Annotated in this window: 11 protein-coding genes; 8 read left to right on the top strand and 3 right to left on the bottom strand. The window is 66.3% G+C overall.

The features are described 5' to 3' along the window. Window positions 1–11 precede the first annotated feature (11 nt). The gene (locus ACTJI2_RS06795; RefSeq protein WP_440841533.1) at window positions 12–3,185 is read left to right on the top strand and encodes an efflux RND transporter permease subunit; all 3,174 of its coding nucleotides are present in this window, start codon (window positions 12–14) and stop codon (window positions 3,183–3,185) included. A 17-nt stretch (window positions 3,186–3,202) separates the two neighbouring features. After that, the gene (locus ACTJI2_RS06790) at window positions 3,203–4,129 is read left to right on the top strand and encodes a hypothetical protein (RefSeq protein WP_440841532.1); all 927 of its coding nucleotides are present in this window, start codon (window positions 3,203–3,205) and stop codon (window positions 4,127–4,129) included. A 133-nt stretch (window positions 4,130–4,262) separates the two neighbouring features. On the opposite strand, the gene ACTJI2_RS06785 is transcribed toward ACTJI2_RS06790, so the two are convergent. Further along, window positions 4,263–5,411: an acyl-CoA dehydrogenase family protein gene (locus tag ACTJI2_RS06785; RefSeq protein ID WP_249887679.1), complete on the bottom strand. Its 1,149-nt coding sequence runs from the start codon at window positions 5,409–5,411 to the stop codon at window positions 4,263–4,265. Between the two features lie 139 nt (window positions 5,412–5,550). Between ACTJI2_RS06785 and ACTJI2_RS06780 the strand changes: the two genes are divergently transcribed. The 6 genes from ACTJI2_RS06780 (at window position 5,551) to ACTJI2_RS06755 (ending at window position 13,130) form a co-directional block, all read left to right on the top strand. Then, on the top strand, window positions 5,551–6,480 hold the full coding sequence (locus ACTJI2_RS06780; RefSeq protein WP_183641752.1) for an ArsR/SmtB family transcription factor: 930 nt from the start codon (window positions 5,551–5,553) through the stop codon (window positions 6,478–6,480). Continuing rightward, window positions 6,477–7,565 (top strand): homocysteine S-methyltransferase family protein, encoded by a 1,089-nt coding sequence (locus ACTJI2_RS06775; RefSeq protein ID WP_183641755.1) that lies wholly within the window; start codon window positions 6,477–6,479, stop codon window positions 7,563–7,565. Before ACTJI2_RS06780 ends, ACTJI2_RS06775 begins: the two co-directional genes overlap by 4 nt. A gap of 8 nt (window positions 7,566–7,573) precedes the next feature. Then, window positions 7,574–8,173: a short chain dehydrogenase gene (locus ACTJI2_RS06770; RefSeq protein ID WP_183641758.1), complete on the top strand. Its 600-nt coding sequence runs from the start codon at window positions 7,574–7,576 to the stop codon at window positions 8,171–8,173. Beyond that, the gene (metH, locus tag ACTJI2_RS06765; RefSeq protein ID WP_183641761.1) at window positions 8,173–10,869 is read left to right on the top strand and encodes a methionine synthase; all 2,697 of its coding nucleotides are present in this window, start codon (window positions 8,173–8,175) and stop codon (window positions 10,867–10,869) included. Before ACTJI2_RS06770 ends, metH begins: the two co-directional genes overlap by 1 nt. A 393-nt stretch (window positions 10,870–11,262) precedes the next feature. Further along, on the top strand, window positions 11,263–11,955 hold the full coding sequence (locus ACTJI2_RS06760; RefSeq protein ID WP_183641764.1) for a hypothetical protein: 693 nt from the start codon (window positions 11,263–11,265) through the stop codon (window positions 11,953–11,955). 20 nt (window positions 11,956–11,975) lie between these two features. Then, window positions 11,976–13,130 (top strand): MFS transporter, encoded by a 1,155-nt coding sequence (locus ACTJI2_RS06755; protein ID WP_440841611.1) that lies wholly within the window; start codon window positions 11,976–11,978, stop codon window positions 13,128–13,130. Here the strand turns inward: ACTJI2_RS06755 and ACTJI2_RS06750 are convergent. Both ACTJI2_RS06750 and ACTJI2_RS06745 read right to left on the bottom strand, forming a co-directional pair. Further along, a complete protein-coding gene (locus ACTJI2_RS06750; RefSeq protein WP_183641767.1) occupies window positions 13,127–13,834 on the bottom strand; it encodes an alpha/beta fold hydrolase in 708 nt (235 codons plus the stop codon). The genes ACTJI2_RS06755 and ACTJI2_RS06750 overlap by 4 nt on opposite strands. An 8-nt stretch (window positions 13,835–13,842) precedes the next feature. Continuing rightward, the gene (locus ACTJI2_RS06745) at window positions 13,843–14,475 is read right to left on the bottom strand and encodes a DUF2058 domain-containing protein (protein ID WP_440841531.1); all 633 of its coding nucleotides are present in this window, start codon (window positions 14,473–14,475) and stop codon (window positions 13,843–13,845) included. Between the last annotated feature and the right edge of the window lie 36 nt (window positions 14,476–14,511).

Here is a 14,511-nt window from a genome sequence, read left to right as displayed (position 1 = left end):
GAGACCCGGCGATGAAATTCACCGACATCTTCATCAACAAACCGGTGCTGGCGGTCGTCGTCAGCCTGTTCATCCTGCTGTTCGGGCTGCGCTCGTTCACCGAGTTGAACGTGCGCCAGTATCCGGAACTGCGCAACGCGGTGGTCAACATCAGCACCACCTACTACGGTGCCGATGCCGACCTGATCCAGGGCTTCATCACCACCCCGCTCGAACGCGAGGTCGCCAGCGCCGAGGGCATCGAGTACCTCAGCTCGACCAGTTCGGCCGGCGTCAGCCTGATCCAGGCTTACATCCGCCTGGATCAGGATCCGAACGAAGCGCTGACCCAGATCGCCGCCAAGGTCAACAAGATGCGTGGCCAGCTGCCGCCGGAGTCCGAGGACCCGGTGATCGACTTGCAGCAGGGCCAGCAGATCGCGGCGATGTACGTGTCGTTCGCTTCCGAGACCCTGGACAACAACCAGATCACCGACTACCTGACCCGCGTCGTCCAGCCCAAGCTGGTGACCGTGTCCGGCGTGCAGCGTGCCGACATCCTCGGCGCCGGCACCTTCGCCATGCGCGTCTGGCTGAAGCCCGACCGGATGACCGCGCTGCGGGTCACCGCCAGCGATGTCGCCAGCGCCCTGCAGAACAACAACGTGCTGTCGGCGGTGGGTTCGACCAAGGGCGAGATGGTCGCGATCGACATGACCGCACGCACCGATCTGCGCAACGCGGACGAGTTCCGCCGCCTGATCGTGCGCGAGGAGAACGGCGCGATCGTCCGCCTGGGCGACGTCGCGGACGTGGTCCTGGGCTCGGAGAATTACGGCACCTCGGTGCGCATCAACGGCGAAGCGGCCACCTTCATGGGCATCTTCGTCGCCCCGGACGCCAACTCGCTGGACGTGATCAAGGAAGTGCGCAAGCTGTGGGACGGTGAAATCGTGCCGCAGCTGCCGGAAGGCATCAAGGCGACGATCCCCTACGACAGCACCGAGTCCATCCAGGATGCCATCGACGAGGTGGTCAGCACGATCGTCGAAGCGGTGATCATCGTGATCGTGGTGATCTTCCTGTTCCTGGGCTCGCTGCGCAGCGTGCTGATTCCGGCGGTGACCGTGCCGCTGTCGCTGGTCGGCGCGCTGTTCCTGATGCTGCTGATGGGCTTCACCATCAACCTGCTGACCCTGCTGGCGATGGTGCTGGCGATCGGCATCGTGGTGGACGACGCTATCATCGTGCTGGAGAACATCCATCGCCACATCGAGGAAGGCATGTCGCCCTACGACGCCTCGATCAAGGGCGCGCGCGAACTGGCCTGGCCGGTGGTGGCGATGACCACCACCCTGGTCGCGGTCTACCTGCCGATCGGTTTCCAGGGCGGCCTGACCGGCGTGCTGTTCACCGAGTTCGCCTTCACCCTGGCCGGATCGGTGCTGCTGTCGGGCGTGATCGCCCTGACCCTCAGCCCGATGATGTGCGCCAAGATCCTCAAGCCGCACAGCGCCGGCGGCAAGGGCAAGCTGGAGAAGTGGCTGGACGCCCGCTTCGAGACCCTGCACCGCAGCTACCAGCGTCGCCTGCACGGCACCCTGGAAACCAAGGCGGTGATCGGCATCTTCGGCCTGCTGGTGCTCGCCTCGTGCGCCTTCCTGTACACCTCCGCGCCGCAGGAACCGGCGCCGCTGGAAGACGAAGGCTTCATCTTCTCCATCGCCAGCGCCGATCCCTACTCCACGCTGGACTACGTGGAGCGCTATACCGAGGAAGTCACCACGATTGCCAAGGGCGTGCCCGAGATCCAGGACTACTTCCTGTTCAACGGCGGTTTCGGCGGCAGCGGTGGCGGCGCCAGTCCCAGCGCCATGGCCGGCTTCGTGCTCAAGCCCTGGAGCCAGCGCGAGCGTTCGACCAAGGCGGTGCTGGAGCAGGAACTGCAGCCGAAGATGAGCGGCGTCAGCGGCCTGAACGTGTTCGCGCTGGTGCCCCCGTCCCTGCCCAGCGCGGGCGGCGACGGCGGTGGCGAGTTCATCATCGGCGGCGTGGGCGAGCTGAGCCAGCTCAACGAGCTGGCCGACACCATCCTGCAGAAGGCCATGGCCAGCAAGCGCTTCATCTTCCTGGACAAGGACCTGAAGATCGACAAGCCGCGCATCGAGGTGGAGATCAACCGCGACAAGGCGGCCAGCCTGGGCATCGACATGCGGACGCTGGCAGCCGACATGTCGGCCATGCTGTCGGGCGGCTATACCAACCGCTTCGCCATGCAGAACCGCTCGTACCTGGTGATTCCGCAGGTGCAGCGCAATGACCGCCTCAACGCCAGCGATCTCGAGAACTACTACACCCGTACCCGCGACGGCGAACTGGTACCGCTGTCGACCATCGTGACCCTGAAGGAAAGCGCGCAGCCGCAGTCGCTCAAGCGCTTCCAGCAGCTCAATGCGGTGTCGATCACGTTCGCGCCGCGTCCCGGCGTCAGCAAGGGCGAAGCCCTGGCCATCCTGGACCAGGCCGCCAAGGAAGTGCTGCCGCAGGGCTACTCGGTCGACTACGCCGGCGAATCGCGTCAGTTCAAGCAGGAGGGTTCGGCGATGCTGATGACCCTGGTGCTGGCCCTGATCGTGATCTTCCTGGTGCTGTCGGCGCAGTTCGAGAGCTTCCGCGACGCATTGATCATGCTGCTGACCGTGCCGATGGCGATCTGCGGCGCATTGCTGACCCTCAACGTGCTGGCGCTGGCCGCGCAGATCCTGCAGATGATGGGTATCGAAGCCTTCCCCGGGATGAGCATCAACATCTACACCCAGGTGGGCCTGGTGACGCTGGTGGGCGTGATCTCCAAGCACGGCATCCTGATCGTGGAGTTCGCCAACAAGCTGCAACTCGAACGTGGTCTGTCCAAGCGCGAAGCCATCGAGGAAGCGGCCGCCATCCGCCTGCGCCCGGTGCTGATGACCACCGCCGCGCTGGTGTTCGCGATGATCCCGTTGCTGATCGCCACCGGCCCGGGCGCCGCGTCGCGGTTCTCGATGGGCGTGGTGATCGCCTCGGGCATGACCATCGGCACCATGTTCACCCTGTTCGTGCTGCCGGCGTTCTACCTGTACCTGGCCCGCGATCATTCCCGTGAACGCGCGCATGCGGGAGAGACCGCTCCGCCGGCCCTGCCCAGCGAACCCGCGCCCGGGCACTGAAAGACGACGAATCCGTCGTGATTGCAAGGAAAAGCCCCGGCCATGCCGGGGCTTTTTCATTTGTGTTCCCGCTGGGTCGCGAGGCGGTTTGGGAATCCTCCGATGGTGTCGGCCGGCGCACCGGCACAGGCTGGTATCTCCTTTCCCTGCTTCCACGCGACACCATGTCCCACGAATCCCGGCGCCGCCGGTCGGTCTCCGGCCAGGTGCTTCTGCTGCTGGCCATGATGCTGCCGGTGCTCATCCCCGGAACGGCAATTGCGCGGACGATTTACGGAAGCGCCACCGGCCATGGCTACGCGGAGTTGTTCGCCGGGCAGCCCGGCCGCGTGTTCACCGCGCCGGCGTACTCGGAACGGGGGCATTCGGTCCGCAATATCTACGTCAGCAGGGAAGTGTACGGCCGGGAGAAAATCGAGGATCCGCGTGCGCGCTTCCAGCCGTACATCGATGGCCAGGACGTCGACGTGTGGCTTGCGTACGATGGCGTCACGGTGGGTGAACGCAGCTTTCGTTTCGACGACGCGCGGACATTCGGCGAAGAGACGTCCGCAACGCATCACCCGATGTACGTCGACCTGCACGTGGCATCGCGCCACGGTGATCGCCCGGCCCTGTTCTGCATCGAAAGCCATCCCGGCGACGAGGATGCCGGTGTCTCCGAGATTCCGCTCTTCCTGCTCGTCGACCCATTGTCTGCGGGGGCCCGACTGTATCGCCTGCCTGGGCTGTTTACCTCCTGCGCGGCCGTGACCGCCACACCGGATGGACAACTCTCGTTCCCCGCCGTCCACCGTGTCCGCGATGAAAACGGGCAGCCTATCGGCGCCCGCCTGATCGACCATCGCATCGACGGGGAACGCTTCGTGGAGACCGGACGCCTCCGCACAGTTCGCTTCGTCGATCCGCCCGATCCATTCCGGTTCGTTGTCGATTCCGATTGATTCCGGCTTTCCGGCACCGACCGGACGGTTTGCCGGCGCGGTTCGGCAGCACCGGGCCATGAAAAAACCCCGGCAAACCGGGGTTTCTCATCCGGGTCCTTCCGTCCCTTGGGAGCGGAAAGGCGCGGCCGGCTCAGCGCAGGCCGGTCTCGTTGCGGGCGATGACCAGGCGCTGGATTTCGCTGGTGCCTTCGTAGATCTCGGTGATCTTGGCGTCGCGGAAATAGCGCTCCAGCGGCATTTCCTTGGAGTAGCCCATGCCGCCGTGGATCTGCACGGCCTGGTGGGTGATCCACATCGCCGCCTCGGAGGCGGTCAGCTTGGCAATCGCCGCCTCGTTGCTGAAACGCTGGTCCTGGCCCTTCACCCAGGCCGCGCGCAGGGTCAACAGCAGCGCCGCGTCCAGCTTGCACTTCATGTCGGCGATCTTGGCCTGGGTCATCTGGAAGGTGCCAATCGGCGCACCGAAGGCCTTGCGCTCCTTCACATAGGCGATCGTCGCCTCATAGGCGGCACGGGCCACGCCAATGGCCTGTGAAGCGATGCCGATGCGACCGGCATCCAGCACGCCCATCGCGATCTTGAAGCCCTCGCCCTCGGCACCCAATACATCCTCGGCGGGCGCCACGTAGTCGGTGAACTCGATTTCACAGGTGGCCGAGGCACGGATGCCCAGCTTGGGTTCGGTCTTGCCGCGATGGAAGCCCGCCTTGTCGGTATCGATCAGGAACGCGGTGATGCCGCGCGCGCCCTTGTCCGGCTCGCTCATCGCGAACAGCACGATGTACTTGGCGACCGGCCCGGAGGTGATCCAGCTTTTCTTGCCGTTGATCACGTAGCTGCCGTCGGCCTGCTTGACCGCGCGGCAGCGCATGGCGGTGGCGTCGGAACCGGACTGCGGCTCGGTCAGCGCGAAGGCGCCGATTTCCTTGCCTTCGGCAATCGCGCGCACGTACTTCTGCTTCTGCGCTTCGGTGCCGAACTTGAGGATGCCGTTGCAGAACAGCGAGTTGTTCACCGACATGATGGTCGAGTGGGCCGCGTCACCGGCGGCGATCTCGACCATCGCCAGCACGTAGGCAATCGGGTCCATGCCGGCGCCGCCGTACTCGGTCGGCACTTCGATGCCCATCAGGCCGTTCTCACCGAGCAGGCGGATGTTCTCCAGCGGGAATTCGCCGGTCTTGTCGTGGTGCTCCGCACTGGGGGCGATCTTTTCCTGGGCAATCCGGCGCGCCACGTCCTGGATCATCAACTGCTCTTCGGTGAATGCGAAATCCACGGCTAAAACCCCTCACTCCAAAATATTTTGAATACCAATTGTAACCCGGCGACCCCACACCATGCGCTGGCGTATGTGCCGCTTGACCGGACCCGGCGTCAGGCGGAAAATATCTCTATATCGCGATAGGAAGATATTTATGGATCTGGAAGCCTGGTCGAGCCGACTCAAGGTCTTCGCCGATGCGACCCGCGTGCGCCTGCTGGCCCTGCTGGCCGGCGAGGAACTGACCGTGGCCGAGCTCTCCGCCATCACCCAGCTCGCCCAGCCCCGCGTGTCCACCCACCTGGCCAAACTCAAGGAAGCCGGCCTGGTGCGCGACCGGCGCGCCGGCGTGTCCGCCTATTATCGCTTCGACGAGGACAAACTGGACCCGGCCCAGCGGGACTTGTGGCGGGCCCTGAAAGAAGGCAGCGACGATCCCCTGCTGCGCCAGGACGCCGAGCGCCTGCCGGCGGTGCTGGCCAGCCGCGCCGCCGACCAGAACTGGGCCGACTCGGTGGCCGGCGACATGGAACGCCATTATTCCCCCGGCCGCACCTGGGAGGCACTGGCGCGAACCGCCCTGCCCCTGCTGGAAACCGGCGACGTGCTCGACATCGCCTCCGGCGATGGCGTGCTGGCGGAACTGCTGTCGCCGCATTCGCACCGCTATGTCTGCATCGATACCAGCGCCCGCGTGGTCGCCGCCGCCGGCGAGCGGTTGCGCCGCTTTCCCAATGTGGAAGTCCGCGAGGGCGACATGCACGCCCTGCCCTTCAAGGACGGCAGTTTCGATCTGGTGGTGCTGATGCATGCACTGACCTATGCCAGCAAGCCGGCCCAGGCGGTCGCCGAAGCCGCGCGCGTGCTGCGCAAGGGCGGGCGCCTGCTGTTGAGCAGCCTGGGCAAGCACGAGCATCGCGCCGTGGTCGAATCCTACGGCCACGTCAATCTCGGCTTCACCGAGAAGGAACTGCGCAAGTTCGCCGAAAAGGCCGGGCTGCAGATCGTGAGCGCCGAGACCGTCACCCGCGAACGCCGTCCGCCGCATTTCGAAGTCATTTCCCTGCTGGGAGTCAAACCATGAACACCCTTCCCTGGCTGCACCCGCAGCGCGTGCGGTTGCTGCTCGACGCCCTCGAGCAACGCATCCTGATCATCGACGGCGCGATGGGCACCATGATCCAGCGCCACGGCCTGCAGGAAGCCGATTATCGCGGCGAGCGGTTCGTGGACGGCTTCGACAGCCGGCAGCCGGAAAATGGACACGGCCCCGGTTGCGGCCATGATCTGAAGGGCAACAACGACCTGCTGCTGCTGACCAAACCCGAGGTCATCGCCGGTGTGCATACCGCGTACCTTGAAGCCGGCGCGGATCTGGTCGAGACCAATACCTTCAACGCGACCGCGGTCAGCCAGGCCGACTACCACCTGGAACACCTGGTCTACGAATTGAACAAGGCCGGCGCACAGGTCGCGCGCGCGTGTTGCGATGAGGTCGAAGCGAAGACGCCGGACAAGCCGCGTTTCGTCATCGGCGTGCTCGGCCCGACCAGCCGCACCGCCTCGATCAGCCCCGACGTCAATGATCCGGGTTTCCGCAACACCAGCTTCGACGAACTGCGCGCCACCTACCGCGAGGCCATCGACGGCCTGATCGACGGTGGCGCGGATTGCCTGATGGTGGAAACCATCTTCGACACCCTCAACGCCAAGGCCGCGCTGTTCGCCATCGAGGAAGCCTTCGACGCCCGTGGCGCGCGCCTGCCGATCATGATCTCCGGCACCATCACAGACGCGTCCGGACGCACTCTGTCCGGGCAGACCGCGGAAGCGTTCTACACCTCCATGGCACACAGCCGCCCGCTGTCCATCGGCCTGAACTGCGCGTTGGGCGCGCGCGATCTGCGCGAGCACGTGGAAACCCTGGCCAACGTGGCCGACGGCTACGTCAGTGCCCACCCCAACGCCGGCCTGCCCAACGCCTTCGGCGAATACGACGAGACGCCGGAGGAAATGGCGGCCACGTTGAAGGAATTCGCCCAGTCCGGCCTGCTGAACCTGGTGGGCGGCTGCTGCGGCACCTCGCCCGCGCACATCCAGGCCATCGCCCAGGCGGTGGCGGGAATTCCACCGCGGCGCCTGAGGCAGCCGCTGGCCCGGGCGGCCTGAGCGCGCGCATGAAGATTCTCGTGGTGGGGGCCAGCGGCGCCCTGGGACGCGCGGTGGCTCGGCATCTGGGCGAGCGTCACCAGGTGATCACCGCGGGCCGCAACAGCGGCGAGCATCGCGTCGATCTGCGCGATGACGCCAGCGTGGGCGCCCTGTTCGCCGCGACCGGACAGCTCGACGCCATCGTCAGCGCCGCCGGCAGCGTGCATTTCGGTCCGCTGGACGGGATGACCGCCGCCCAGTTCGACACCGGCCTGCAGGACAAGCTGCTCGGCCAGGTGCGGCTGGCGCTCATCGGCCAGCATCATCTGCGGGATGGCGGCTCGATCACGCTGACCACCGGCATCCTCGCCGAGCAGCCGATCCGCCAGGGCGCCAACGCCACCGCGGTCAATGCCGCGGTCGAGGGCTTCGTCCGCGCCGCCGCCTGCGAACTGCCGCGCGGACTGCGCATCAACGCCGTCAGCCCCACTGTGCTCAGCGAAGCCTGGGACGCCTACGCCGATTTCTTCCCCGGCTTCGAGCCGGTTTCCGCCGCCCGCGCCGCGCTGGCCTTCCAGCGCAGCATCGAAGGCGTGCAGACAGGACAGGTCTACAAGGTCTGGTAATGGACAACAACACATCCCCGCCCCGCTATACCCGCCTCTCCGGGCTCGAACCGCTGGTCATCACCCCGGACCTGCTGTTCGTCAACGTCGGCGAACGCACCAACGTCACCGGCAGCGCGCAGTTCCGCAAGCTGGTCAAGGAAGAGCGCTACGAGGAGGCGGTCGAGGTCGCACGCCAGCAGGTCGCCAGCGGCGCGCAGATCCTCGACGTCAACATGGACGAGGGCCTGATCGATTCCGAGAAGGCGATGAGCCGCTTCCTCAACCTGATCGCCTCCGAGCCGGACATCGCCCGCATCCCGGTGATGGTCGACTCCTCCAAGTGGACCGTCATCGAGGCCGGCCTGAAATGCCTGCAGGGCAAGGGCGTGGTCAACTCCATCTCGCTGAAGGAAGGCGAGGAAGCCTTCATCGAGCACGCCCGCAAGGTACTGCGCTATGGCGCGGCCGCCGTGGTCATGGCGTTCGACGAAACCGGCCAGGCCGATACCTGCGAGCGCAAGGTGGAGATCTGCACGCGCGCCTACCGGATCCTGACCGAGCAGGTCGGCTTCCCGCCGGAAGACATCATCTTCGATCCCAACATCTTCGCGGTCGCGACCGGCATCGAGGAACACGACAACTACGCGGTGGACTTCATCGAGGCCACCCGCATCATCAAGCGCACGCTGCCGCACTGCCATGTGTCCGGCGGCGTCTCCAACGTCTCGTTCTCCTTCCGCGGCAACGAGACCGTGCGCCAGGCCATCCACTCGGTGTTCCTGTACCACGCCATCCAGGCGGGCATGGACATGGGCATCGTCAACGCCGGCGCGATGCCGATCTATGACGACCTGGACCCGGAACTGCGCGAGCGGGTGGAAGACGTCATCCTCAACCGCCGCAGCGACGCGACCGAGCGGTTGCTGGAAATCGCCGACCGCTACAAGGGCAAGAAGGGCGAAAGCAAGACCGAGGATCTGGCCTGGCGCGGCAAGCCGGTGCGCGAGCGCCTGGCGCACGCGCTGGTGCACGGCATCGATGCGTTCGTCGAGGAAGACACCGAGGAAGCGCGGCAGCAGGCGACACGGCCGCTGGACGTGATCGAAGGTCCGCTGATGGACGGCATGAACGTGGTCGGCGATCTGTTCGGCGCCGGCAAGATGTTCCTGCCGCAGGTGGTGAAGTCGGCGCGGGTCATGAAGAAGGCCGTGGCCTACCTGCTGCCGTTCATCGAGGCGGAAAAACTGAAGACCGGCGACGCCGGCAAGTCCAACGGCAAGATCGTGATGGCCACGGTCAAGGGCGACGTCCACGACATCGGCAAGAACATCGTCGGTGTGGTCCTGGCCTGCAACAACTTCGAGGTGGTCGACCTGGGCGTGATGGTGCCGGCGCAGAAGATCCTCGACACCGCCCGTGCCGAGAACGCCGACATCATCGGCCTGTCCGGCCTGATCACGCCTTCGCTGGAGGAAATGACCCATGTCGCCCGCGAGATGCAGCGCCAGGGTTTTTCCATGCCGCTGCTGATCGGCGGCGCGACCACGTCGCGCGCGCATACCGCGCTGAAGATCGATCCGCACTACGACGCACCGACCGTCTGGGTGAAGGACGCCTCGCGCGCGGTCGGCGTGGCGCAATCGCTGATTTCGCGCGACATGCGCGCGGCCTTCGTCGCCGCCAACGACGCCGACTATGCCGAGATCCGGCAGCGCCACCGCAACCGTGGCGACGCCAAGCGGCTGGTTTCGCTGGAGAAGGCGCGCGGGCAGAAGTTCGACGGCGGCTGGGACACTTACGACCCGCCCGCGCCACGCCAGCCCGGCATCACCGCGCTGGACGACTATCCGCTGGCCGAACTGGTCGAATACATCGACTGGACGCCGTTCTTCCAGGCGTGGGAACTGGCCGGCAAGTATCCGGCCATCCTGACCGACGAGGTCGTTGGCCCGCAGGCCAGCGAGTTGTACCGCGATGCGCGCGCGATGCTGGACCGGATCATCCGCGAGCGCTGGCTGACCGCGCGCGGCGTGTTCGGCCTGTGGCCGGCGCAGTCGACCGGCGACGACGTCGTCATCCAGACCGAAGGGGGTCCGCAGACCCTGCATTTCCTGCGCCAGCAGGTCGACAAGCCGGTCGAACGCCCTGACTTCTGCCTGGCCGATTTCATCGCGCCGCAGGCATCGGGCAAGGCCGACTGGATCGGCATGTTCGCGGTCACCGCCGGTATCGGCATCGACGAGCACGTGGCGCGCTTCGAGGCCGATCACGACGACTACAACGCGATCCTGCTCAAGGCGCTGGCCGACCGCCTGGCCGAAGCCTTCGCCGAGCGCCTGCACCAGCGCGTGCGCACCGAGTTCTGGGGCTTTGCCGCCGACGAATCACTGGACAACGACGCGCTGATCGCCGAGGGCTACCGCGGCATCCGTCCCGCGCCCGGGTATCCGGCCTGCCCGGAGCACAGCGAGAAGGCCACGCTGTTCCGGCTGCTCGATGCCGGTTCGAATGCCGGCATGACCCTGACCGAAAGCTTCGCCATGCTGCCGACCGCGGCGGTATCGGGGTACTACTTCAGCCATCCGCAGAGCCAGTACTTCGTGGTCGGCCGGCTGTCCAAGGAGCAGGTTGCCGACTATGCGCGCCGCAAGGGCGTGGACCTGGTCCAGGCCGAGCGCTGGTTGGCATCGAATCTGGATTACGACCCGGAATAGGGCCGGGATTCGGGATGACCGGCCATGCGGCCGTTGAAAGCCGGGATTCGGGAATCGGGAATCGGGAATCGGGAATCGGGAATCGGGAATCGGGAATCGGGAATCGGGAATCGGGAATCGGGAATCGGGAATCGGGAAAGGCTCGGCTTTTGCCTCCCCCTTTGCAAAAGGGGGATTGAGGGGGATTTGCTTTTCGCGCAAAGAGCCAATCCCTCGTCACCTGCTCCGCAGGTGCCCGCCCCCTTTTTCGCTTTCAACAGCCGAATGGCTGGTCAAGGGGGCTACCTGCGCCTTGTGGAACAACAGGGTTGGAAAGCACGCCGCATCATGCCGCGGCAAGCTCGTCCAGCGCGCATCGTTTAGGATCCGCGTTCCCTACCGCATCGCCTCCGCATGGACGCTGCCCAGAGCACCAACGCCGCCTTCCTGCTCAAGCATGCCGCGCCCGGGCGCATCGGCCTCTCCGGCGGGCGTGACTGGATCAACAAGCTGATCCGCAAGGCGCAGGGGCCGTTGACGGGCGATGGCCATCGCAGCTTGTGGTCGCACGCATTCATCTTCATGGAACAGCGCGTGGACGGGCACTGGTGGGTGCTGGAGTCGGATCTGGATCTGCGCTACCGCCAGATTCGCCTCGGCGTGCAGGAAAACCGGCTGGCCCGCTATTTCGACGAGGAGACGTTCCCCAACCTCGCCGTGCTGGACTTCGGACTGGACGAGACCCAGATCCGGCAGGTGCAGGTCGCCGGGCTGGAACTGCTGGCCGGCTTGTCCAGCTATTCGCTGGGCGAACTGGTCGGCACGCTGTTCGCCCTGCACAGTACGCGCCTGCGCCAACGCGACAATCTGCTGGCCAAGGAAGGCGCGCTGTACTGTTCGGCGCTGGTCCAGCACTGCTATGCCGCCGCCGGACTGGAATTCGTTCCCGGCGTGCCGGGCAAGAACGTGGCCCCGCACGACCTCTACGATTCGCCGCTGCCGCACCAGAGCCATTCGCTGATCCGGGATCTGGGCATCTCGCGCCTGCGCCGGCTGGCGCACGGCACCCGCGAACTGCTGGCTGCCCCCGTGCAGGATCTGCTGTGACACCGTCCGCCGCCGTTCCGATGGCGCGGCTGTCCAGCTTCTATCTCGCGTACTACGCCGCACTGGGTGCGTTCTCGCCCTACTGGAGCCTGTTCCTGCAATCGCGTGGCATGCAGGTCGGCGCAATCAGCGTACTGATGAGCCTGTGGTATGCCACCCGCATACTCGCGCCCAGCACCTGGACCACGCTGGCGGCACGTTCGCCGCGCCCCATCCGCTGGCTGCACCTGGGATGCTGGCTGACCCTGCTGGCGTTCGCGCTCTTCCTGCTGCCGCTGGGATTCACCGGCCTGTTCGTGGTGATGTGCGCGTTCTGCTTCGCCTACAACGCGGTGATGCCGCAATTCGAATCGATCACCCTGGGCCATCTCGCCGCGCAGCCGCATCGCTACGGCCAGGTGCGGGTCTGGGGTTCGATCGGCTTCATCATGGTGGTGTCCTCGTACGGGCCACTGCTCGACCGTTTCGGTGCCGGCAGCCTGCCCTGGCTGATGCTGCCGCTGCTGGCCGCGCTGCTGGCCTCGGCCTACGCCAACCATTACGAGCATCCGCCGCGGGAAGCGGATTCCCCGGACCAGGCCGGTTTCCGGGCACGCCTGAAGCAACCTGCGGTGCGCGCGTTCTTCGTCGCCGCCTTCCTCATCCAGATCTCGTTCGGCCCCTACTACACCTTCTTCGCCATCTATTTGAGCGAGCACGGCTACTCCGCCTCCCGCCTGGGCCTGTTCTGGACGGTCGGCGTACTCGCCGAGATCGGGGTGTTCTTCCTGTCGGCGCGGATTTTCCGGCGTTGGGACGCGGGCAAGGTGATGGCGGTGGCGATGCTCAGCGCCGCTCTGCGCTGGTGGGCGACCGCGCTCTGGCCGGACAACGCCTGGCTGCTGGGACTGGCGCAAATCACCCATGCGCTCAACTTCGGCGGGTTCTTCGCCGCCGCGATGCAACTGCTCGCCCGGTTCTTCCCCGGTCGGCTCAATGGCCATGGCCAGGGCGTGTTCTATGGCCTCTCCTCCGGCATTGGCGGCGTGGCCGGCGCCCTGATCGCCGGTCAGTTGTGGCGCTTCAGCGGCTCCGTGGCGTTCGCGGCCGCGGGTGGCTTCGCCCTGCTCGCCGCGCTCATCGCCTGGCGCTGGCTGGTGTCCCCACGCCCCACCGCCCATCCTGCGGTGGGCTAGGCAAGCCCTCGCCGTTCGAGGAATCCGGTAATCGCCGCGACGGCGGCGTCGGTGGCGACCTGGAACAGGAAATGCGGCGCGTCGATCCGGCGCAACTCGGCATCCCGCGCCAGTTGAAGCACCTGGTTCCCGGCCCACCGGCCGATGAGGCGATCCCGCGTCCCTTGCAGATACAGCACCGGCACTTGCAGGCTCGCCAGCGCCTTCCCCGCGTCGCTGCGCAGTGCCGCCAGCGCGCGGCGGCGCAGCACTTCCGTCGGGATGGTCCGCAGTACCGCCTGCAATTCCGCCCTCAGTTCGCCACCCGCGCCGCGACCGGCAAGCATCCGTTCCAGCAACAGGCCGGGCGGCAGCGTCGCCGGCAGATGTTCCAGCACACCAGCCAACAGGCGACTGGCCGGCAACGGCGAGGACACGAAGCTCGCGGCCAGCACCAGCGCGCGCAGTCCCTGCGGGAATCGGCCCGCGAGCTCGGCCGCCAGCGGTCCCGCGAAGGATTCGGCGATCAGGACGAAGTCGCGGTCCCGGGGCAACTGCGGTGCGAGCGCGTCGGCCAACGGCGAATAGCCGTCGAACCGGCGGCTGTCATAGGCCAGCGTGCGGACCTCGAAATCCGCGTCCAGGCGTCGGGCCAGATTCCGGTAAAGGCGCCCGGTGCCATCCAGGCCGGGCAGCAGGCACAGCGTCGGCGCCCGCGTGTTCACCGGACGGCTTACCAGACCAGATCGTCGGGTACCTGGAATTTGGGATCCGCGTAGGGATCGGCTTCGGCCGGTGCATCGGGATCGACCTTCAACGCGACCGCAGGCGCGAACGTGGCCTCGGCCTGCGCCAGCACATCCGCGCTCACCAGCAGGTAGCGGCCATTCAACTGGACCACGCCCAGTTCGCCCGCATTGAGCGCCTTGAGCTGGGCTTCGTTGACATAGATGCGCTTGATCTTGCCGCCATACGGAAAATGCCGCGCGATTTCCGCCGCGGGATCATTCAGCGCCTGATCCTTCAGCAGGGTTTCCAGTCGCGCCTTGGCCTCGCGGCGCAGGCGCGCCTCTTCCTGCTTCTGGCGTTCGGTCTCGATACGCTCGTCCTTTTCCTTCTGCGCGCGGATCGCGTAGGCCTTGGCGAGATCGATGTCGCCCTCGCGCTTGCCGCCCTTGCCCTGGCCTGCCGGCGGATGCGGCTTGCCGCGCCTGCCGCCCGGCTTCCCCTTGTTGGCCTGTCCCGGCTTGCCGGGATGCCTGCCCTGGGGCTTGTTGGGATGCTGGTCGGCCTGCGGCTTGCGCTCGGGTTTCGGTGCGGGCTTGAAGCCCAGGCCGAGGAGTTGATCGCGGAGGGAATCGCTCATTGCGGGTAATTCGGCGGTGAACACAGCGCGCCCGTG

Source organism: Pseudoxanthomonas sp. 22568, assembly GCF_052044485.1.
Lineage (GTDB): Bacteria > Pseudomonadota > Gammaproteobacteria > Xanthomonadales > Xanthomonadaceae > Pseudoxanthomonas_A > Pseudoxanthomonas_A beigongshangi.
The sequence above is the reverse complement of the archived record's forward strand: the minus strand, read 5'-3'. Positions and strand labels throughout refer to the sequence as shown.